Below are 20992 nucleotides of genomic sequence, written 5' to 3' on the forward strand. Positions count from 1 at the left end.
ATCTTCTGTGTTAAATACTATCTTGAACATAAGAAAGTATAGCGGCTCTCACGATTTTGCTGAATACGCCACAAAAACAACAGGCACACACAAAGAGGATTACCCCATGACCTCGATATTCGACCAGGGCCTTGCGCCCCTGGATGCCAACTACGCTGTCCAATCTCCGATTGATTTCATAGAACGCACCGCGAGCGTTTATCCGGATTATCCCGCCATCATTCACGGTGCCGTGCGCTACAGCTGGTCGCAAACCTACGACCGTTGCCGGCGCCTGGCGTCTGCCCTGAAAGGGCGTGGCATCAATCGGGGCGACACCGTGGCGGCCATGTTGCCCAATATTCCGGCCATGGTGGAGTGCCATTTCGGTGTGCCCATGATCGGTGCAGTGCTGAATACACTGAACGTGCGCCTGGACGCGGAAGCGATTGCCTTCATGCTGGAACATGGTGAGGCCAGAGTGGTGATTGCAGACCGTGAATTCGGTGAGGTCATTCGCGATGCGGTCAGCCGGCTCGACAACAAGCCGCTGGTTATTGATGTGGACGACCCGGAGTACGGTGAAGGTGTTCAGGTGAGTGATCTGGACTACGAAGCCTTCCTGCAGGAAGGTGACCCGCAGTTTCAGTGGAGCTTCCCGGACAACGAGTGGGATGCCATTTCGCTGAACTATACCTCCGGCACCACTGGCAATCCCAAGGGCGTAGTCTACCACCACCGTGGTGCTTACATTAATGCGCTGGGTAATCAGGCTGTCTGGTCCATGGGCATGCACCCGGTATACCTGTGGACATTGCCGATGTTCCATTGCAATGGCTGGTGCTTCCCCTGGACGATTACTGCCATGGCGGGCACTCACGTTTGCCTGCGCCGGGTCGATCCGGAAAAGATATTGCAGCTGATCAAGGAGCATCAGGTTACCCACATGTGCGGTGCACCCATTGTGCTCAATGCGCTGTTGAATGTGCCGCCTGCCTCCAAGGCCGGTATTGACCACGAAGTTCGCTCCATGACCGCAGGTGCAGCTCCCCCGGCACAGGTCATTGGCGCGGTTGAGGAAATGGGCATCAGGATAACCCACGTATACGGTCTGACCGAAGTCTATGGCCCGGTAACTGTCTGTGCCTGGAAATCCGAGTGGGATGAGCTGCCTCTGAATGAACGGGCGCGCATCAAAGCCCGGCAGGGCGTTCGTTACCACACCCTCGCCGGTACCATGGTGGGCGATCCCAATACCATGGAGCCCGTACCCAAGGATGGCAAAACCATTGGTGAGATCTTCCTGCGCGGCAATACCGTGATGAAGGGCTACCTGAAAAACCCCAAGGCTACCGAAGAAGCTTTCCGTGGTGGCTGGTTCCACACCGGGGATCTGGCGGTGTGGCACGAAGACGGCTACATGGAAATCAAGGATCGCCTGAAGGACATTATTATCTCCGGTGGCGAGAACATCTCCACCATTGAGGTAGAGGATACCCTGTACCGCCATCCGGCTGTCCTTGAAGCTGCTGTGGTGGCGCGCCCGGATGAGAAATGGGGCGAAACCCCATGTGCTTTTGTAACCCTCAAGCCAGAGGCCGGGGATGTCAGCGAGGAAGACATTATCAACTTCTGCCGTGAACATCTTGCCCGCTTCAAGGTTCCCAAAACCATCGTTTTCTCGGAATTGCCCAAGACCTCCACGGGCAAGATCCAGAAGTTCGTACTGAGGGATCAGGCCAAAGAACTGGACTGATTTCCCGGCCGGCAGCACCAGGCCCGGTGCTGCCGGATATAACCACAAGAACAACTTGATCAGGTACACGCCAGGGGCGTGCATCAGGAGACCCTGTTATGCAAATGTTTCACCGTAAGAATGGGGAAGAGCAGCCCTACTGGCCCGCCGGACCTTTCAAGATTCGCCTTCCGTTTGTGCATTACCGCTGGGAATTTGCGGAAATGGTTCAGGCCCTGATCATGTTTGTGGTTAGCCTGGCGATGATACCGCTGTTGCAAAAATACCTTGGCGTACCCTATGACGTGGCCTTGGCCTATGCCGTGATTTGCGGCATTGGTTTTATGCTGCCTGCCTTGCTGGGAGTGCCACTGGTGCCAGGCTGGATAACGCCGGGTATTCCGGTTGTGCTGCTTTTTCTGAGTGATTTCGAGCCCGGGCCAGAAGCCATAAAGGCGATGTTCGCACTGCAGTTCCTGGTGTTTGTGATTTTCCTGTTTCTCGGCGTTACCCGCCTGGGTAGCAAGCTGGTGAACCTGATACCCCGCTCCATGAAAGGCGGCATTATTATCGGTGCCGGTATTGCCGCATTGATGGGTGAAATTGAAGCCGGCGGACGCCTGGCAAACACGCCCATCTCACTGATTGTGGGTGGCCTGGTTTGCCTGTACCTGATGTTTTCTGTTTCTTTCAAAGGTTTTGTCGAGAGCAACTCCATTGCCCGTAAGGTGGCCAACTACGGCATGGTACCGGGTATGGTTGTGGCCATTCTCGTAGGCTTTGCCACCGGCGAATACGATGTGCCTGACGTCGAGTGGGGCATTACCAAGCCGGCGTTTGATGAGTTGTGGAACTATCTGCCTTTCAGTGTGGGTTTTCCCAACCCTGAAGTATTCCTCTACGCCATTCCAACAGCGGTAATCGCCTACATTATTGCCTTCGGGGATATAGTGGTCGGTCAGTCCCTGATGAATCGTGTGGACCATCTTCGCAGAGACGAAGATATCGACAACAGCATCGACCGGGTGCATCTGGTAACGGCTATCCGTAATGGCGGGCACGCCTTCTTCGCTCCCTATCCCGGCCTGGCTGGCCCTATCTGGACTGCGGTTACCGCTACCATGGCTGAACGCTACAAGTATGGCCGCAATGCAATGGACTCTATTTACAGCGGTGGCGGTACCTTCTGGATTACCGGCTTTATTGCCCTGTTTATTTTGCCGCTGGTGAGCTTTTTCCAGCCGGTGTTGCCCATTGCCTTGTCCCTGACGCTTTTATTGACCGGTTACATCTGTTTGATGGTTGGCCTGGAGCAGCTTGAAAATAATACCGAGCGAGGCATTGCAGGCACCATGGGCGTGGTGCTGGCGGTGTACGGCGCCGGCTGGGGCCTTGGAACTGGTGTGGTTCTTTATTTGCTGATTGAGCGAACCAAACTGCTTGGCTTTACACCTGACCCTGAAGCCCCCGCTATAAAGGCAGAAAAACACTGAATTGGGGGTCTCCGGTTATGCCGGAGGCCTGCCAGACCCTGTGTGTCTTTGGGAGGTGATATACCTCCCCTTTTTCTGCAGATTTTTGGTGCGTCCAGCACCCGGATGACGATGTGTCATTTTGTGACAATCTGTCCGTTTTCCCCGCCGGCCTCTTCCTTCCCTCTTGTTTTGCGGACTAAACTGCCTGTATTGGTGATTTTTTGTTCGCCGCTCGAAAGCTACAATAAAGAGGAGGCAGTCATGACCATCAGCTCTACTCCCGAGGGCGTGTGCGTTAAGCCACGGCACCTGCATTTTGATGTCAGTGAAGATCTGAAAACCCTTTGGCACGGTGATGATGCGTTCCGCACGGCGTTCTTCAATGCATTGTCGCTTCAGTTCCCGGATGGCGAGCAGCAGTTCATTAATGCGGTGAGGTTGTACCGGGACAAAATCCAGGATCCCAAACTGAAGGGGGAAATTCGGGGATTTATCGGTCAGGAAGCCTTGCATAGTCGCGAACACAAAGCCTACAACGAAGCATTAAAAGCCCGGGGCTATGATATTGAGGGCCTGGATCGCCGGTTCCAAAAGCATATGGAATGGGTTGGCAAGCTGCCCCCGAGCCGGCAACTGGCGGGCACCTGCGGTGCCGAACACTATACAGCAGTGCTGGCGAATGCCATTTTACGCCACCCTGAGTGGCTTGAGGGTGCAACGCCGACCATGACCAGGCTCTGGCAATGGCATGCCATTGAAGAAACCGAACATAAATCGGTGGCATTTGACGTATACCGCGAGTGTGTGGGTGACGAGAATCTGCGACGGATTGTTTTTCTTTTTGTGACCTGGAATTTTTTCAGGTACACCTTTCTGAATACCTGCAGTTTGCTGAAAACCGATGGCAAGCTCTGGAGCCTTCGTACCTGGATGGGCGGGCTCAACTTCCTGTGGGGCAAACCCGGCATTTTGCGCCAGTGTTTGCCCGAGTTTCTGGCGTACTTGCGCAAGGGGTTTCATCCCTGGCAGCAGGACAACAGGGAACTGCTGGAAAAGAATCTCAGGCAGTTCGATGTTGGAGACCCGGCGTGAAGGTTGGGTTAACTGTAAATACGATCTGTTCATTCTCCCGGTCATGTCAGTGAATAACGGCGAACGCCCCTTGCAAGCCTTCGTGTTAGCCTCATGCAGTTCAGTGTTGTACAAACTGTTTTTATTTCATTAGCGGGACCCGCAAGACCATGACCACAGATAAGACCAACGCGGCAGACAAGCTGCTTGAATTGCATGTAAAGCATGAACTGGCTTCACTGAAGGGCGCAAAGCTCCGCAAGTTTCTCAAACAGGAAGTGGATGAAATTCTTGAGCTGGCGGGCACTGTCACGTTGAACCGCGTTGCGTCGGAAGACCGCGTAATGGAGACGATTCAGCGGGTGGTGATGGATATGAGTCTGGATGCCGGAATCCCCGGGCTGGCGGGGGACATGGCGACAGAAGTGCTGAATGCGCCGGTGCAGGCGAGCACGGCGCTTGGCGACGTTCTCACCCGGGAGCAGGCCTCCGGCTTTGTGGAGGAAATGCTTGAGCTGAGGCATCAGCGCGAGCGGATGATCAGTGAGATCATGGCTCATCCGGTTTATCAGGAACTGGTATCGAACGTGGTGTATCAGGGTATCGTCAACTACCTGTATGAAGACAACCTGATTACCAAGTCGGTACCCGGCGTTGGTTCCATGATGAAGTTTGGCAAGCGCATGGCTAACAAGGCCGTGCCAGGGCTGGACGAAACTTTTGAGCGCCGCTTGAAAGCCTGGCTGTCAGACAGCCTGCCGGGGATCATCAGCCGCAGCGAGCAATTCCTGCAGCGGGCGATTTCTGATGATGAGGTGCGGGATACCATTATGGCAGCCTGGGCTGCCATGGAGGACCGGACGCTTGCTGAATTACAGGACGGCCTGGGTGACGTGGAGCTTCAGGCGTTTGTGGTTCTGGGTTATGAGTTCTGGCTGCAGTTTCGCAAAACCGACTACTTTGCAGGCTGCGCACAGGCTGTGGTTGCGCACCTGTTTGTGAAGTACGGAGACCGGCCACTTACCGACCTGCTCAGCGACCTTGGTGTTACCCGTGACATTATCATGGCAGAACTGGATGCCTGGGCCGTGCCGGTTATAGACGTGCTTCGTGAAGAGGGTTATGTTGAGGCCCTTGTGCGCCGGCGGTTATCGGCGTTTTATAATTCTGCGGCAGCACGGAAAATCCTTGCGCGGGCGTCCTGATGCCTTTGGCCCCCTGCGCTACAGGCTCTTTCCGCACAACACTCTGAAGGAGGCGGTTTGTCTGAGCTGTTCTGGGCGTACCTGGTTGCCATCACCCTGCTTACTGTTACGCCGGGTGTGGATACACTTCTGGTTATGCGCAATGCCGGGCGTGGTGGCCTGCGGGATGGCTGCGTAACCAGTGTGGGCATTTGTAGCGGCCTGTTTATTCATGCCACTCTGTCGGCGTTGGGTATTTCGCTTCTTTTGCTGGAAACGGCCTGGGCGTTCGCGGCGCTGAAGTGGGCAGGGGCGTTTTATCTCATCTGGCTTGGTCTGGGCTCGTTAAAACAGGCTGCACGTCAGGGGCCTGTTCCCGCGGGCAACACATCTTCCGTTGTGCGCCGCCGGGTTACCATGGGGGTGTCTTTTCGGGAAGGTCTGTTTTCCAATGTGCTCAATCCAAAAACGGCGCTGTTCTATATGGCCCTGTTACCACAGTTCGTGGATCCCTCCGGAAGTGCTTTTCAGCAGTCGCTGATACTCGCCGGCGTGCACTTCCTGCTGGCGATGTTCTGGCAATGCGCCCTGGCCTGGGTGGTTGTGCGCTTCCGGGGTGCGGGTTTTGGTGTGCGGGTTAAGCGGCTGTTGAACGGGCTGACCGGAGGCTTTTTTATTGCCATGGGGGTCCGGCTGGCAGGGAACTGAGCCGGCATTCAAACGAAAAAGGGAAGCGCGCCCGCGCTTCCCTTTGTTCTTTTCTTCTGACTATTCCTGATCATGCAGCCTGGCTCAGGCCCGCCCCGGGTTCACTTTTCCAGATATTGCAACTTGTTGGGCTTGCCATCCCATTCTTCGGCGTCTGGAAGCGGGTCTTTCTTCTCGGTGATGTTTGGCCACTTACCAGCCAGGTCGGCGTTGATTTCGACAAACTGCTGCTGATCGGCGGGCAGTTCGTCTTCTGAAAAAATGGCTTCGGCCGGGCACTCGGGCTCACACAGTGCGCAGTCAATACACTCATCCGGGTCGATAACCAGGAAGTTCGGTCCCTCGTAGAAGCAGTCTACCGGGCATACTTCCACACAGTCTGTGTATTTGCACTTGATGCAGTTATCGGTAACGATAAACGCCATAATCAGATCCCTGGTCCAGTGGTCAATCTCATCGGGAGCCCGTTGCCAGGCTCCATGGTTATATTTTAATGGGCGATATTGTAGGGAGCCGCCCGCACGGCCGCAAGCGCCTGGCTGCTATAACCATATTACACAGATCAACTTTCCGTCAGTTTTTCAGCAATTCCTTCAGTTCATACAGCCGGTTCATGGCATCCCTGGGCGACAATCCATCCAGGTCAAGGTCTTGCAGCGCTTCTTCCACTGCGCTTGGCTCCATGCTTGCAAACATATCCCCCTGATAGGCAACCTGTTTTTGCGCGGTCGAATGTTTCCGGCCGGTATGGGCTGCCGTTGCAGGTACAACCTGGGGCACTGCGCTGCCTTCCAGCCGTTTCAGTTGCGCTTTGGCATTGTTTATAACGTTCTGGGGCACACCGGCCAGTTTGGCCACCTGCAGGCCATAGCTCTGGCTGGCAGGGCCTTCGTGTACGTTGTGCAGGAACACAATGCTGTCGTCGTGCTCGGTTGCAGTCAGATGTACGTTTACGGCGTGCTCAAGGTCGTCTGCCAGTTGCGTGAGCTCAAAATAATGGGTGGCAAACAGGGTGTAGCACCGGATGTCCTTTGCCAGGTGTTCCGCCGTGGCCCAGGCCAGGGACAAACCGTCAAAGGTGCTGGTGCCCCGGCCTACTTCGTCCATCAGGACCAGGCTGAACTCGGTGGCGTTATGCAGGATATTGGCGGTTTCTGTCATTTCAACCATAAAGGTGGAGCGCCCGCCGGCGATATCATCAGACGAGCCCATGCGGGTGAAAATCCGGTCCACCGGCCCCAACACGGCTCGGTTGGCGGGCACAAAGCTGCCGGTGTAGGCCAGCAGGACAATCAGGGCGACCTGGCGCATGTAGGTGGATTTACCGCCCATGTTGGGGCCGGTAATTACCAGCATCCGGCGCTGGGCATCCATAACCAGATTGTTGGGTACAAAAGGTTCGTCCAGCAGTTGCTCGACAACCGGGTGGCGGCCATCCTCGATATCGAATCCCGGGGTGTCCCGGAATTCCGGTGCGGTAAAGCGCAGCGTGGTTGCGCGTTCAGCAAAATTGCTGAGCACATCCAGCTCGGCCAGGGCCTGTGCCGCATCCTGCAAAGGCGCAAGTTGCTCCGCGACGGTTTCCAGCACTTCATCGTAAAGGGCTTTCTCCCTGGCCAGTGCCCGGCTTTTGGCGCTCAGGGCTTTGTCTTCGAATTCTTTTAACTCAGGTGTGATAAAGCGCTCGGCGTTTTTCAGGGTTTGCCGGCGAATGTAATCAGCTGGCGCCTGGGCAGACTGGGCGCGGCTGATCTCAATATAGTATCCGTGCACCCGGTTGTAGCCCACCTTCAAGGTGCTGATGCCGGTGCGTTCCCGCTCCCGGGTTTCCACATCCAGCAGATACTGGCCGGCGTTTTCGCTGATATTGCGCAGTTCATCCAGTTGTTCGTCGAAGCCTTCGCGAATAACTCCGCCCTCCCGGATAACCACCGGCGGGTTGTCAATAATGGCCTGTTCCAGCATGTCTGCCAGTTCGGGGTACTCGCTAATTATCCCGGCCAGCCTGGCAATGTGATCAGAATTGACCGGTCTTATCGCCTCCTGCAGCTCGGGAAGAGCAGTGAACGCATCCCGCAAGCGGGCCAGATCCCGGGGCCTGGCCGAGCGAAGGGCTACGCGGGCCAGTACACGCTCTATGTCGCCCACGGTTTTCAGCAGGCTGTGTACCGGCTCATAATGAAAGCCCTCAAGCAGCGCCGACACGGCCTGTTGGCGCTGCTGCACCACTTCTACTGTGCGAAGCGGGCGATTGAGCCAGCGTCTTAATTCCCGGCCTCCCATAGAGGTTGCTGTTTTGTCCATCACCCAGGCCAGCGTATGCTGATGGCCGCCCATGAGGTTGACGTCGATTTCCAGATTCCGGCGGCTTGCGGCGTCCAGAATGACGGCTTCGTCGCGTAGCTCCCGGGTCAGTTTGCGGATGTGGGGCAGGGCGGTGCGTTGGGTCTCCTTGGCGTACTGTAAAAGGCAGCCGGCGGCGCAAATAGCCAGGCTGAGATCTTCACAGCCAAAGCCCGTAAGGTCGCGAACCTGCAGTTGCTGGGTAATTAATCGGCGTGCGGTGTCGCTCTCAAACAGCCAGGGGCTCTGGCGGCGGATACCGGTAAACCCGGCAAGCACATCCTCGTACGGAAAATCCTCGCTGATCAGGATCTCCGCCGGTCGCAAGCGCTGTAGCTCGCCCTGAAGGGCTTCCAGGTTGTCCAGCTCGGAAACCGCAAAGCGGCCACTGGAAATATCCAGGGATGCAAAACCAAACTGCTCGCGATGGTGGAAAATGGCGGCCAGCAGGTTATCGCGCCGGTCTTCCAGATAGGCGTCATCGCTCAGGGTGCCGGGGGTAACAATCCGGACCACCTGGCGATCAACCGGCCCTTTGCTGGTGGCCGGGTCGCCAATCTGCTCACAGATAGCGATGGATTGACCCGCTCTGACCAGCCGTGCAATGTAGCCTTCGGATGAGTGATAGGGGATGCCCGCCATGGGAATCGGATTACCGCCGGAATGCCCCCGCGCAGTGAGGGTAATGTCCATCAGCTCCGCAGCCTTTTTGGCGTCGTCGTAGAACAGTTCGTAAAAATCACCCATGCGGTAAAACACCAACTCGTTCGGGTGCTGCCCCTTGATCTTGAGGTACTGTTGCATCATCGGGGTGTGCTTGGGAGTATCGGTTTGAACTGTTGACATGGGTGAGTCCGGATATTCCTGCGTTGGATGAAGCCACGGATTGTAAGAAAATAATGCCCGTGATGAAACGAAGGAGAACATTATGCCTGCCAGTGACCGCGAACTCGAACACGCAAGCGATCAGTTAGCCGACCAGCTGATGGAAGCGGGCAACACTATAGTAACGGCTGAGAGCTGCACCGGCGGATGGATTGCCAAGGTGCTGACGGACCGGGCAGGTTCGTCCGCCTATGTGGTTGGGGGGCTGGTTACCTACAGCAATGCTGCCAAACAGCGATTGCTTGGGGTTGCCGGGGCATCCCTTGATAACCACGGAGCGGTCAGCGAGCCGGTTGTCCGGGAAATGGTTGCGGGTGCGCTGGCAACCACCGGGGCCGGTGTTGCGGTGGCGGTCAGCGGTGTGGCCGGCCCGGGTGGCGGCAGCGACGAGAAACCCGTGGGCACTGTCTGGTTTGCATGGGGTTCCAGCCCCGAGAATACCGAAGCGATTGTGCAGCACTTCACTGGTAACCGGGACCAGGTTCGGCGCAAGTCGGTTCTCTTTGCCCTGCAGGGTGTTAGCGGGTTTCTGAAAAAAGCCTGAACGATTTCACAGCAACAGGGGTTGGTCTCTTTCCCGGGGTATGTTTTAATACTGTTCAAATATACAGGAATGCCGCTGTACCGGTTCCCGTTCATTATCTCTCCGCCGGCTCTTTTTTTATTGGCCGGCGGCCAAGGCAACAGAGGGTTTGCACTGATGGAAGACAACCGCAAAAAAGCACTGAACGCAGCGCTGGGCCAGATTGAGCGCCAGTTTGGTAAAGGCGCAGTAATGAAAATGGGCGACCAGCCCCGCGAAGCCATTCCTGCGGTTTCTACCGGCTCTCTCGGGCTGGACGTTGCCCTGGGCATAGGCGGTTTGCCCTACGGTCGTATTGTCGAGATCTACGGCCCGGAAAGCTCCGGTAAAACCACCCTGACCCTGCAGGTGATTGCGGAAGCCCAGAAAGCCGGAAAAACCTGTGCCTTCGTGGATGCGGAGCACGCACTGGACCCCATCTACGCAGAAAAGCTTGGTGTAAACGTAGACGAACTGCTGGTGTCCCAGCCGGATACCGGTGAGCAGGCGCTGGAAATCGCAGATATGCTGGTGCGCTCCAACGCTGTAGACGTGATTATTGTTGACTCGGTTGCAGCACTGACCCCGAAAGCAGAAATCGAAGGCGAAATGGGTGACAGCCACGTTGGTCTGCAGGCCCGCCTGATGTCCCAGGCCCTGCGCAAGCTTACGGGTAATGTGAAGCACGCCAACTGCCTGATGGTATTCATCAACCAGATTCGTATGAAAATCGGCGTGATGTTCGGCAGCCCAGAAACCACCACCGGCGGTAACGCCCTGAAATTCTACTCATCCGTACGCCTGGATATCCGCCGCATTGGTGCGGTGAAAGACGGCGATGAGGTTGTGGGTAACGAAACCCGCGTTAAAGTCGTCAAAAACAAGGTAGCCCCGCCTTTCCGCCAGGCCGAGTTCCAGATTCTCTATGGCAAGGGCATTTATCACATGGCTGAAGTGCTTGATATGGGTGTTAAAGAGGGCTTTGTGGACAAATCCGGCGCCTGGTACGCCTACAATGGCGATAAGATTGGCCAGGGTAAAGCCAATGCCTGCAAGTTCCTGGAAGAGAACATGGACATTGCCAACGAAATCGAAGCCAAAGTTCGCGAAAAACTGATGCCCAAGCCGGTTGCCAAAAAAGACGCTGCCGTTGCCGCTGAGGCTGCAGAAGAAACCAGTGGTGAATTGCTCTAAAAAACCCGGGAGATGCGTTATGGATCGCAAAAAGAAATTGCTTGTTGTTGCCCATGCGCCTTCTCCGAATACCCGCACCCTGCGCGATGCCGTTGCACAGGGTGCGGCGCATGAAGACATAGAAAACGTGGAAGTAACCGTGCTGGCACCACTGGCTGCCGGCCCGGAGGATGTTCTCGCCTGTGATGCCATTATCCTCGGCACCACTGAAAATCTGGGTTATATGAGTGGTGCTTTGAAGGATTTCTTTTTCCTTATAGCAATTTAATATTCAAAATTCGTTGTCCGCCTGCCTGGCTTGTGTTGTTATACTGAGACACATATAACGGTGGACTTCCGGATGTTGGCCCAAGTAAAAAAGTTAACCCTAAGCTATCATGACCATTTGTTAGATCCGCTCTGGGTAATTTTTGATCAGGACTCGTCCCCGCCAATTCTGCCTTTGATGTTCTCTACTCACCTATCCCGGCACGGTGTTATATATGAAGCTCGAGAGATAGCAGATGAGTCGTCCCGCCGGCGGATTACCTCATTGCTTGAACGTGAGGTTTCCGACGCAACAGTACGTTCCTACGTATACTCGCTAGCTAAGTTTCTTTCTTATTTGGAAGAGTGTCGAACTTCCCACCAAACTCCCGGAATGCACGCATCTTCAGCATGTAGCGGAAAGTTTTTAAACCATTATTTAAATCAGGTTTTAGCAACTGAGCTTGATTCGGCTCAATCTCTGAGTACACATCAATCTGCACTGATAGCTTACTATAATTGGTTGACCTATATGGAAATTAGCCCTCGAATGGAGTTGAGGGTTGACCGGAAAACTCGCCAATTCATGGCCGAGAAAAGTAAAAAACAGCACTACATAAAGTATGTCTCACGTTACCAACGTAGCCAGTTGCTTAATGCTTGTGAGACGCTGGCCGAGAAGTTGATGATGCGGATGGGGCTTGAGGTCGGTTTAAGGACCTCAGAGTTGATGGGGTTGCGGCTAGGCGAAGAAAAAGGCCTTCTAACATTATTTGAGCAACTTGATGATAGTGATTTCAGCCACGTTAATCAGTTTCGATATTGGCTGCATGGACGCTACACAAAGGGGAGCAAGTCGCGCTGGATCTATTTTGACCGTCAATTGTTACAGGATATGAAGCGATACGTCGAGACGGAGCGCCAGTGGCTCATCGACCAGACCTGCAGTGAAGATGACAGCTTCTTTCTAAGAACTGATCAACGCTTCATCGGAACCGGGATCGGGGCAGAGCAGGGATCGCGAGTATTTACGAAACGCGCAAGGGCGGTAGGGCTGAATCCGCTTCTCCATTACCATGATTTGCGACACACGTATGCTACGGAGCTATTCCACGACGAGCTGGCTGGTCCCGACGGTCGGGAAACGCGCTCTGAATCAGCGGCGCTAATAGTGGTTGCCCAACGGCTTGGGCATTCTATTGGTCGGGATGGACAAGCACCTCGCGTCACCACCCTATACATACGGATGAGACTGCAAATGCTCGAGATGGAGGATGTGGTGAATGGATGACACCGAGCCTTTCTCTACAAGTCAGCGTGACTACGCCGTTGATAATAACGAGAGCCCGTTTGATGCGGTTCTTTTACTAGAGTCTGCCAAACTACCTCTGCAGTCAAAAAATATTGTATACGAGACAATATCGGGCACTAAAAATGCCATCAAACTTAAGAAAGAAAATACATACCATGAAATTATTTTCAAGGCGTGCTCCAGTGGTTTTCAAAGTGATTGGTTCTCCGGTTTAAGTGTTCGCTCAAAACCGGCTTATTTTGATCGTGTCCGAAAGTTTTTTGATTGGATTAACGACTCTGGTTATGACACAAGCGACAAGGGTCGCTACAAAGTACTGAAGGCGTATGAAGCCTACTGTTTGAATGATCGAAATCTTAAATCGAGTTCCTTGGTGTGGATTAATACAGTGATCCGAGAAGGACTGTATTGTCGATCAATATCAGAGCCAGAGCTGGTGTTTTTGCAAACCTTACTTTCACTTTCGCAACCAGCGAAGGCTCCTGAACCAGAACCCGTCACACTATCAGGATGGTTTGAACTGCCCTGGCTTCGCTCTGTTCTTGGCGAACAGACATATTTACAATTGGAAAGCCCTCGGATGCTGTTCAATAGCTTTCGGGCGACCATCGCTATTACCTTGATTTATTTATTAGAGCAGCGGAAGCGTTGGGAGTTTTCTTCTGAAATTGAAATTGACACGACGCATCAAGGTTGGCAGTACGATTGGAATCGAGCACTCTTGGAGCGGTATGGGAAATTCACTAAACAGTTTGATCCAGAAGATGAGTTTAGCCACCTGCTGTGGTTGGATCTTGTTACGCCAACTGGGCAAAAGGCGTTAAAGGAAAAAATTTCGAAAACCGGTTTGCATAGGTTGCCGCGACGTATTCGTAATAAAAACAAAGACACTACTCCTTGGCAAAAACCTACCTTCTTCCATCCTGATTATCAAACGCGGTATTCGCATGTTGAGGAGCTGTTGTGTGCATGGCTAGTAGCATGCGAGGCCGTTCAGCCTACAGATATACCGAAGCTGCGCACCAACAATTATGTTCGTGAGCGGACTTCTTCGGGGCGTCTTATCGCGATTGAGTGCACCTACTACAAGGGCCGATCTGGATCGTTCAAGCAGTCTACTATTCACATGGGTAGTGATCCTTGGGCGCAAGCTATGGATCGTTATATGAAAGGCTTGTCTGAGCCCTCTCTTTTTAAAACGAACGTTGTTCGGCAAGATTCTTTGTCATTTCAAAAGATACAGAAAAGATCACTCTCCAGGCATAATGCAATTTCCTTGCTATTTAAAATCTGGATGCTACCCAGTTTTCAGAGAAGGCTAGAATCTGAATTAAAACGAATTAAAGCAACTCCACTGTTTTTGGAAGCCATGCTCGCGTTGGTACATGGAGATGAAAACTACTTCACATTTTATAATCGAACAGGAAAATCAGCAGAAGAGTACCGAAAAATAACTCCAAGGGCACTGCCAACTCACGTGTTTTCGCTTACACATATAAAAAACACTGCAGTTCACGCGGGAACCGATGCATACCGTGAGGCAGACCTCATCAATTACCATTCCCATACGTCTTTAACAGAAAGAACATCGTACCTAACTGACAAGAATAAAGAGTGGGTGAATCAGGCAGGTCGGATCACGCGGCTTGTGCTCCATGATTTGCAAAACGTGGTGTTTCAACCTTCTATATCCGCTATCGATCAATCGGTGCATGACTTGGAATTACGCACGCGGGTCAGCGCCGCTACCAACAGTAATGACATCGTCACTCATCCGTTGCAAGGCCGCACCGTTGAGAGTGAGGGTGTTGATACTATAGTTGTTTCAGACACGAGCGATACAGCCCTGTATTTTATTCACTACATCACCCAAGCTGAAAAAATGCTGCCAAAATTATTGGCTGTTCGTCCTGACTGGGTGGAGCGAGAACTTATTGTGCAAGTTGAATGGATGACCCGAACGCTCACTCGCATGCAAGCCACCGCTAGCGCTCAAAAAAGCTATCAAGAATTAGCAGACCATCTGCCACCGCTATTTGCTCATCTTCTGGAGACCACGGAATGACCCAATCAGCCGTATTTTTTAAGACTCTGGATTCATGTGAAGCCCAGGCGCGGTTGGATGCTCTACCGGGCTCCAATAATAATTGTTTCGGGAGTATGACTTGGCAGTTTGAAGGTCAGCGTGGGGCCTCTTTCACGATTGATTTTAACGATATGTTGGGTATGAGCGATAGGTATCCCGATTGGCCGCTGGCCCACAAAGTAGATTGGGTTGTTCTCACCAAACGTATTTGGCTCATACTCGCCTCAATGACGACTCCTAGTCAATATGTGCCTCGAGTCTCCGGCCTGAAACTCTTTTGGGCAGCTATGGCGCATCACAATTTGACTCAGTTGACTCGGGATAATTGTGTGTTGGTTCTTGAGTTTTTGTTAATGCATGTTTGGCGACAAGGTGGCGTAAGTGAGAATCTTTCTATTAAGTCCAGTGGTAGCTTTAGTGCTCAAACGCCCTTCAAGGCATGGAGGGTGGCACTTGCGAGTCTTGGCCTAGACTGGTTCGCACGTTCGCTGACGGATTCGTTTATCAATAAACAGCTAAAAACGCTGATTCCCGCATTAACGGACGATGAGTTAACCAGTAAAGATTGGTACGAAGGCGGGAGCTACGATTTACTAACACTGGATCATGGTCGTTATTACGTGGAGCACTGTCTGACGTTCTTTGAAAAACAGTATCCTCTAGCGATGGCGTTGGCTTCGACCTTTAGGGCAACTCCAGTTTTAGCGGCATCGTGTAGCTACAAACAGGGCACCGTAACGCAATTTATAAACCTATGTTTGCAGGGATATACGGTAGAGGAAATATGCTGTTTGAGCTCTTCCTATTCAGCTACCACGGTACGAAATGTCCATAGAGAGGTGACGCATTATTTTAAGGCAGCCTACCGACAGGCGCGACTAGAAGCGGCGCTACTGCAAGACGAGACGATAACATCTTTTGTTAGCGCTTGTGGACTCCAGCCTTCTTCAGAAAATACGGACAGGATGCGCGTCATTCTATGGGACTGGATGCGTCGAAAAGACAAAACCGAAACATTGCGCCTTTTGAGCGAAGGGCAGGAGGTGCCGTGGGATGTTTTCAAGAAGCAATTGAGTGTGGTTAAAAAACACTTCTCTCAGCAGCCCTGCCCAATGCCCTCAGGCGAGGATTATAGGGCGATTGGGCTGATTAAAGGTGGGGTAAAAGATCCACATGGAACCTATCCTCGACAGTTGATTAGTCTTGTCGCGAAGGCAGGGATCACCTCTATGGCAGCCCTGACAGGTTGGCGACGGAGCGAGTTTGGCTTTCCACGCTCGGCGATCAAACGCACGAGGAATGACGACAAATTGGATCAATATGCCTTTCCCTGGCGCTACCAGGTGAACTGGTATGTATATAAAACGGGCGGCGACGTCCGCGAGTTAAGAGAGATCTCTTTCAGCACATTCTTGATTGCCGAGAAGATGCAGGCATTGGTCGGCGCTACTGATGAACAGCCGTGTTTGTATGCTGTTCATAAAAAAAACAACAATCCTTCTAATTCATATGAGCAAGTAGGCAGTGGAGTTCGAGCTCTATGGGGCCACTTCGTCAATCATTATTCAGGCTTTAAGCAACTTGATGACTGGACATCCTGGCAATTGTTGCAAGAAGTCCGTGATTCCGGCAAACCGTTTACAGCTGCAGAGAAGCAAGAGTATGAACGCTTGGTGGAGCAACTGTCTGCTGAGGAATGGTCGAACTTCTCGATAGACGCCAATTTAAAAGAGGCGTGGCGGCGTTCGCGCGATGAGTGGCCCCGTCTATCGTTGTTTTTGACACAAGCAAGTACGAAAGATAAAAGGGACTGGTTGATTCACTATTGTGACGGTGCTCTGCGGTCTGACTGGAAAGATCTGCTGGACGCGCACTTGCCAGAAAATACAAAAGAATGGATTCAATCGTTACCGAAAAATGTACTAAGGGCCCGAGAAACGTCCAGAACAGTGATGAACGACCTGATAGAAGGCACCCTATATCCAAGCCCTCATGCCTTTCGCCACATGTGGGCGGAAGCGGTCTATCGGCGCTTTGATGGCGATGCCGGCTGGATGATACGCAGCCAGTTTAAGCACATTTCGCGATCGATGTGGCTAGCATACATTCGAGATAAAGATAATCGGTTCGGCCATGAGAGAGCTAAAGCTCAGGTTATTAGTTCGTTGGTTCACAACTATCTCAGGCATCAGGGGGAAGGTTATGCGGGTCAACTGCATACCTGGCTCCGAAGACTGTTCAAAAAAACCGCTGTGCTATCACCAGAGGAGCAAGAAAAAATAGCTCATCACCTGGCTACCGTCGAAATTGAAAATATCAAGTCGAACCCTTGGGGTTATTGCCTACTCAAACGTAGAACCCGAAGTAAGGCGAAATGCGCGGTAATGGGCGAACCAATGCGACACAACGCATCACCTGATCTTTGCTTGGGATGTATCCACAACCTTATGCAAGCAGAGAATGTCGAGTGGGCCTTGTTCCATGCCGCTACACATGTAATGGCGTTACGGAACCCAATCGTGCCCGCCATTTTCAAAGCCTCATCCTACGATCTGGTTCAAAATGTGACGCGACACGTTTGCACTCTCAATCCTAAGCATGAAGCACTCAGCGAGTTGCAAGAGGTATTGGACGATTATAGAGCATCGAGGGCCGCCTAATGGTTATGGACTACCTGAAAATGCGGGTCGAGGAAGCTGCTAGTCAACAAAAAGCAGAGCGCCCTAGCTGGGTATCCGATACAAATGCAAGCATGAAGGCATGGCAGTATGTCGAGGAACTCAAAAAAGAGAAGTCGCTTTATATCAAGCGTCATCAAAAGGTTACCGATTATCTGACTCAGAAAACTTATCAAATTAAGGGCTCGGACGTTGCCAACGCTTTGAGTATTAATCGCGCTTCCTTGATGAATACGTCCAGTTATTCACCGCATTTCAAAAAATATTTGGATAGTGTTAACGCGGACCTAGCAGCAGCTAAAGAGGCTAGGATTCTCAAGGCTCAAAAGGCTCCTTCTCGTGGTTCCATCCGAAACAGCAAAGATGAACTGGTTCAGACCAACACCGAGTTAAAAAAGAGGGTGGCTGAACTAGAAGCGCAAAAGACTGAAGAGCTGGTTCACTATGCCTTTGATCAGCTGCCGCTGCCAGTAAAAAGGAAACTCGGGATCGACTGATGAATGGAAAGCAAAAAGCGCAGCAAAATATCGAAGCCTTTCATGCTTGGACTGCGACGCAAAGTGACGAGGACTACAAGCAGATCATCTTTAGAGGGCAGTTGAACCGTGGTGAAATTGCCAAAGCGACGGGTGTTGGTAAAAGTGCTTTGCGCCAAAACCCCGAAATCAAGCGCCTGCTTGAAAGCCTGGAAAATGAACTTCGAGCCCGAGAGATCCTTCCGCCGCTAACGCCGGCGTCTGAACATCAGGAGGGCGAGCTACAACTGTACGATGCTGAAGTCTCTCGCCGGGCTCGAAATGATCAGCGAGCCGCCCGTCTTGAGCAGGAAAACATTGAGCTGAAAGCTCGCGTAAACGAATTAGAGAGCCGCTTGGCGCGATTCGGTGAGCTGTCTGAGGCGTTGACTGAGATGGGAATGATGCCACGTTGACGAATTCTTCTAGCCCACTTGATACCGATTTTTTACGGGTAACAAGTATTCCTTATACCACGGAAAATTACGTGATCTTCAGTGGCGTGCCACTGCAACGCTCCTCTTATCGTATCAATAGCGGCAAATATGTCATCACAATAAAGTCAGAGGCTTCGGCACTCCCAGTCAGACCTGCGATTGGCCAGCATTGGGAAGTTAACGGGTTTCGCATGATCGACACTCTGGAGAATGGCGATTATCTGTTGCAGCGTCATACCTACGATGCACCCGCCCAGCTGGCCTGTACTCTGCCGGAGGATGGGGAACAATTGATTCGATTCGTTGCCAAGGAGCCCGACTTCAAGGGCATAGGCGAGCAGAAGGCGAGAGCCCTCTGGGAGCATCTGGGGGGTGATTTTCATGAAACTCTTGCTCATGACACCCCCGAGTCACGAAATCGGCTTCTGGAGCTTCTAAGCCTGGATTCCGTCAACGCGCTGTATGCCGGGTATGCCAAGTATGCAAACCTCTCTGCCTGCAATTGGATGTCCCAGCACGCCATCCCTGCACCGGTGCAGCAACGTCTCCTGAAATATCACAAAGAAGCCTCGGTTCAGGCGATTCAAGAAAATCCTTATCTCCTATTAGGATTTGGAATGTCCTTTAAAGCTGTAGATGAACTCAGCTTTGGTGTGGTGGATGATGACGCTAGACGCCTGACTGGCGCTGTAGAGATGGCGATTCGGAAGGAAATCGAAAAGGGTCATACCTATACAACTCAAGGTGCGATTCGCCCCGCAGTCACCAAAATGCTCGGTTCGTTGACGTTGGCTGCTCAGGCGTTCGAGGCCAGCCAGCAGCAAGCTCAGTTTGTGTTGAACTGGGAGACCGGTAGCTATCACCCTACGGCCCAAATCCTAATGGAGACGGTTGTCGCCAAGCGCCTCCGACAACTAGCTCTCCAAACAGGTCTATACGATCAAGAGGCCGACCGCGCCTGCATGACGGCTATAGCAGAGGCCCCTTGCGAACTGACTCAGCGCCAGATGCAGGCCGTTGTTACCTCACTGGATAATGCGATCAGTTGTATCACCGGCGGTGCCGGAACCGGCAAAACCACGGTACTCCGCACTGCGCTTCGCGCCGTCAACACACTCGGGTACGAAATTCACGCCGTGGCCCTTTCAGGGCGCGCAGCCATGCGCCTGCACGAGTCCATTGGGTTTTCGACGCGGACTATTGCGGGGCTGCTACGACAGGAGCCTATTGAGCCGACAACTGATCACCCGTTGCATCTTCTGGTAATCGATGAGTCCAGTATGGTCGACTTGCCAACCATGTATCGACTAGTTACCCACATCAGCCCGAAGGTGCGAATCATTTTTACAGGTGACCCTGATCAACTGCCACCCATTGGTTGCGGCACGGTTCTATCGGACATCGTTGCATCAGGCTTGGTTGCCAACACGACTCTGGATGTTGTGAAGCGCCAGGAGGGTTCAACTGGAATCCCTGAATATTCCAAAATGATCAATGAGGGGATCGTCCCGAGGCAATTGTCAGCAGGTGCTGTTTATTTCCACGAGACGACTGTTGACAAGATCGCTGAGCAATGCACAGCGCTGTATGCTCAGGCACCGGAAGGGAGTCGGATCATAGGTGCGACCAAGGCATTGGTTGCTGACATCAACCAGCGTGTGCAAAAAATGGTAAATCCAGGTGGAACGCGCATGGAATTTGAGCTGCAGGGTGACCGCTTTTACCGTGAGATCTGTCAGGGCGACTCGGTCTTGTTTACGCAGAACAATTATGATGCGGGTATCCAAAATGGCACGCTGGGTATATTGGTTTCGTCTGAAGCAACGGAAGAATCTTTTGGTGTGGTTCAGTTGGATACCGGCACAGAGGTTTTGTTAACGCAGACTATCCAGGAATCGATGGAACTTGGCTACTGCATTACCCTCCACAAAGCACAGGGGTCGCAGTTTCCGCGTGTGATCATTGCTTTGAAGCGAAGTCATATTGTGGATAGGGCGTGGCTATACACCGCGATTACCCGTGCAGAGTTGGAGGTGCATATCGTTGGTACAGAGAGTGAGCTAGCAACGATTACTCGGGCTCAGAGTCTGGCTCACCAAAGACTAAGTTATTTGAAGCAGTTGTTGGATGCAGACGAACCTATAGAAAACTCATTATCTGGTGCCATACGGTTAGCGCGTCCAATGTAGTGGGGTCTCATGTGTTGGGCCATGGAGCTTTTTTATAGAACTACTCCCCCCCCCAAGTGTGCTCAGGTTGCCTGGCAGCAAGAAAATTAACGGTCGTTTTCTGGACGTTCTCACGAACGGCTCAAAATGTCATTTTCAGAAGACGGCTGCACCAAGTGACGGGGTGTGACGCCCGATGTGAAGCCGGCTCCTGACAGCCCAATATCAACAGTCGTCTTCACCAATCTCGACTATGCTCAATACTCGTGTGCACCAAAGCGAGGCTTGGCCAGGTCGGTGTTTTTCAAGATAGTTGGCACTGTTTCTGTGTTTAAGCCGCGTCTTTTTCTACCGTACGCTTCACCGGATTCAGTGTCGTTGGCCCAACGGGCTCGCAATTTCTGACCTGGCGAC

The 20992-nt window shown here is 52.6% G+C and carries 15 protein-coding genes and 2 pseudogenes; 15 read left to right on the forward strand and 2 right to left on the reverse strand.

The annotated features are described in order from the left end of the window. Positions 1-106 precede the first annotated feature (106 nt). The 5 genes from CDH48_RS15135 to CDH48_RS15155 all read left to right on the forward strand — a co-directional run bounded on the left by CDH48_RS15135 (position 107) and on the right by CDH48_RS15155 (position 6152). The gene (locus tag CDH48_RS15135; protein ID WP_100689580.1) at positions 107-1735 is read left to right on the forward strand and encodes an acyl-CoA synthetase; all 1629 of its coding nucleotides are present in this window, start codon (positions 107-109) and stop codon (positions 1733-1735) included. A gap of 98 nt (positions 1736-1833) precedes the next feature. Next, on the forward strand, positions 1834-3207 hold the full coding sequence (locus tag CDH48_RS15140; RefSeq protein ID WP_100689581.1) for a solute carrier family 23 protein: 1374 nt from the start codon (positions 1834-1836) through the stop codon (positions 3205-3207). 243 nt (positions 3208-3450) lie between these two features. Next, positions 3451-4281 (forward strand): metal-dependent hydrolase, encoded by an 831-nt coding sequence (locus CDH48_RS15145; RefSeq protein ID WP_100689582.1) that lies wholly within the window; start codon positions 3451-3453, stop codon positions 4279-4281. Between the two features lie 149 nt (positions 4282-4430). After that, complete coding sequence (locus tag CDH48_RS15150; RefSeq protein ID WP_100689583.1) at positions 4431-5465, forward strand: hypothetical protein; 1035 nt, start codon at positions 4431-4433, stop codon at positions 5463-5465. Between the two features lie 57 nt (positions 5466-5522). Then, positions 5523-6152, forward strand: coding sequence for a LysE family translocator (locus tag CDH48_RS15155; RefSeq protein WP_100689584.1), 630 nt, complete (start codon positions 5523-5525; stop codon positions 6150-6152). 101 nt (positions 6153-6253) lie between these two features. On the opposite strand, the gene fdxA is transcribed toward CDH48_RS15155, so the two are convergent. Beyond that, the gene (fdxA, locus tag CDH48_RS15160; RefSeq protein WP_100689585.1) at positions 6254-6577 is read right to left on the reverse strand and encodes a ferredoxin FdxA; all 324 of its coding nucleotides are present in this window, start codon (positions 6575-6577) and stop codon (positions 6254-6256) included. 148 nt (positions 6578-6725) lie between these two features. Continuing rightward, positions 6726-9341, reverse strand: coding sequence for a DNA mismatch repair protein MutS (gene mutS, locus CDH48_RS15165; RefSeq protein ID WP_100689586.1), 2616 nt, complete (start codon positions 9339-9341; stop codon positions 6726-6728). A gap of 82 nt (positions 9342-9423) precedes the next feature. Here mutS and CDH48_RS15170 point away from each other — a divergent pair, with 82 nt between their 5' ends. The 10 genes and pseudogenes from CDH48_RS15170 to CDH48_RS15210 all read left to right on the forward strand — a co-directional run bounded on the left by CDH48_RS15170 (position 9424) and on the right by CDH48_RS15210 (position 20599). Next, on the forward strand, positions 9424-9924 hold the full coding sequence (locus CDH48_RS15170; RefSeq protein ID WP_100689587.1) for a CinA family protein: 501 nt from the start codon (positions 9424-9426) through the stop codon (positions 9922-9924). Between the two features lie 156 nt (positions 9925-10080). Beyond that, positions 10081-11136: a recombinase RecA gene (gene recA / locus CDH48_RS15175; RefSeq protein ID WP_100689597.1), complete on the forward strand. Its 1056-nt coding sequence runs from the start codon at positions 10081-10083 to the stop codon at positions 11134-11136. A gap of 19 nt (positions 11137-11155) precedes the next feature. Further along, positions 11156-11386 (forward strand): annotated as a pseudogene (locus tag CDH48_RS15180) (flavodoxin family protein); the annotation flags it as partial. A 195-nt stretch (positions 11387-11581) separates the two neighbouring features. Continuing rightward, positions 11582-11899 (forward strand): annotated as a pseudogene (locus tag CDH48_RS19725) (site-specific integrase); the annotation flags it as partial. 69 nt (positions 11900-11968) lie between these two features. Further along, on the forward strand, positions 11969-12673 hold the full coding sequence (locus CDH48_RS19455; RefSeq protein WP_227521112.1) for a tyrosine-type recombinase/integrase: 705 nt from the start codon (positions 11969-11971) through the stop codon (positions 12671-12673). Then, positions 12666-14759, forward strand: a complete 2094-nt coding sequence (locus tag CDH48_RS15190; protein ID WP_100689589.1) for a hypothetical protein — start codon at positions 12666-12668, stop codon at positions 14757-14759. The genes CDH48_RS19455 and CDH48_RS15190 overlap by 8 nt, the downstream gene beginning before the upstream one ends. Further along, the gene (locus tag CDH48_RS15195; protein WP_100689590.1) at positions 14756-17440 is read left to right on the forward strand and encodes a hypothetical protein; all 2685 of its coding nucleotides are present in this window, start codon (positions 14756-14758) and stop codon (positions 17438-17440) included. The genes CDH48_RS15190 and CDH48_RS15195 overlap by 4 nt, the downstream gene beginning before the upstream one ends. A gap of 5 nt (positions 17441-17445) precedes the next feature. Further along, positions 17446-17955, forward strand: coding sequence for a hypothetical protein (locus tag CDH48_RS15200; RefSeq protein WP_157807845.1), 510 nt, complete (start codon positions 17446-17448; stop codon positions 17953-17955). Beyond that, positions 17955-18389: a VPA1267 family protein gene (locus tag CDH48_RS15205; RefSeq protein WP_227521110.1), complete on the forward strand. Its 435-nt coding sequence runs from the start codon at positions 17955-17957 to the stop codon at positions 18387-18389. The genes CDH48_RS15200 and CDH48_RS15205 overlap by 1 nt, the downstream gene beginning before the upstream one ends. Then, positions 18386-20599, forward strand: a complete 2214-nt coding sequence (locus tag CDH48_RS15210; RefSeq protein ID WP_100689593.1) for an AAA family ATPase — start codon at positions 18386-18388, stop codon at positions 20597-20599. Before CDH48_RS15205 ends, CDH48_RS15210 begins: the two co-directional genes overlap by 4 nt. The last annotated feature ends 393 nt before the right edge of the window (positions 20600-20992 follow it).

Source organism: Marinobacter aromaticivorans (assembly GCF_002806975.1).
GTDB classification, from domain to species: Bacteria; Pseudomonadota; Gammaproteobacteria; order Pseudomonadales; family Oleiphilaceae; genus Marinobacter; species Marinobacter aromaticivorans.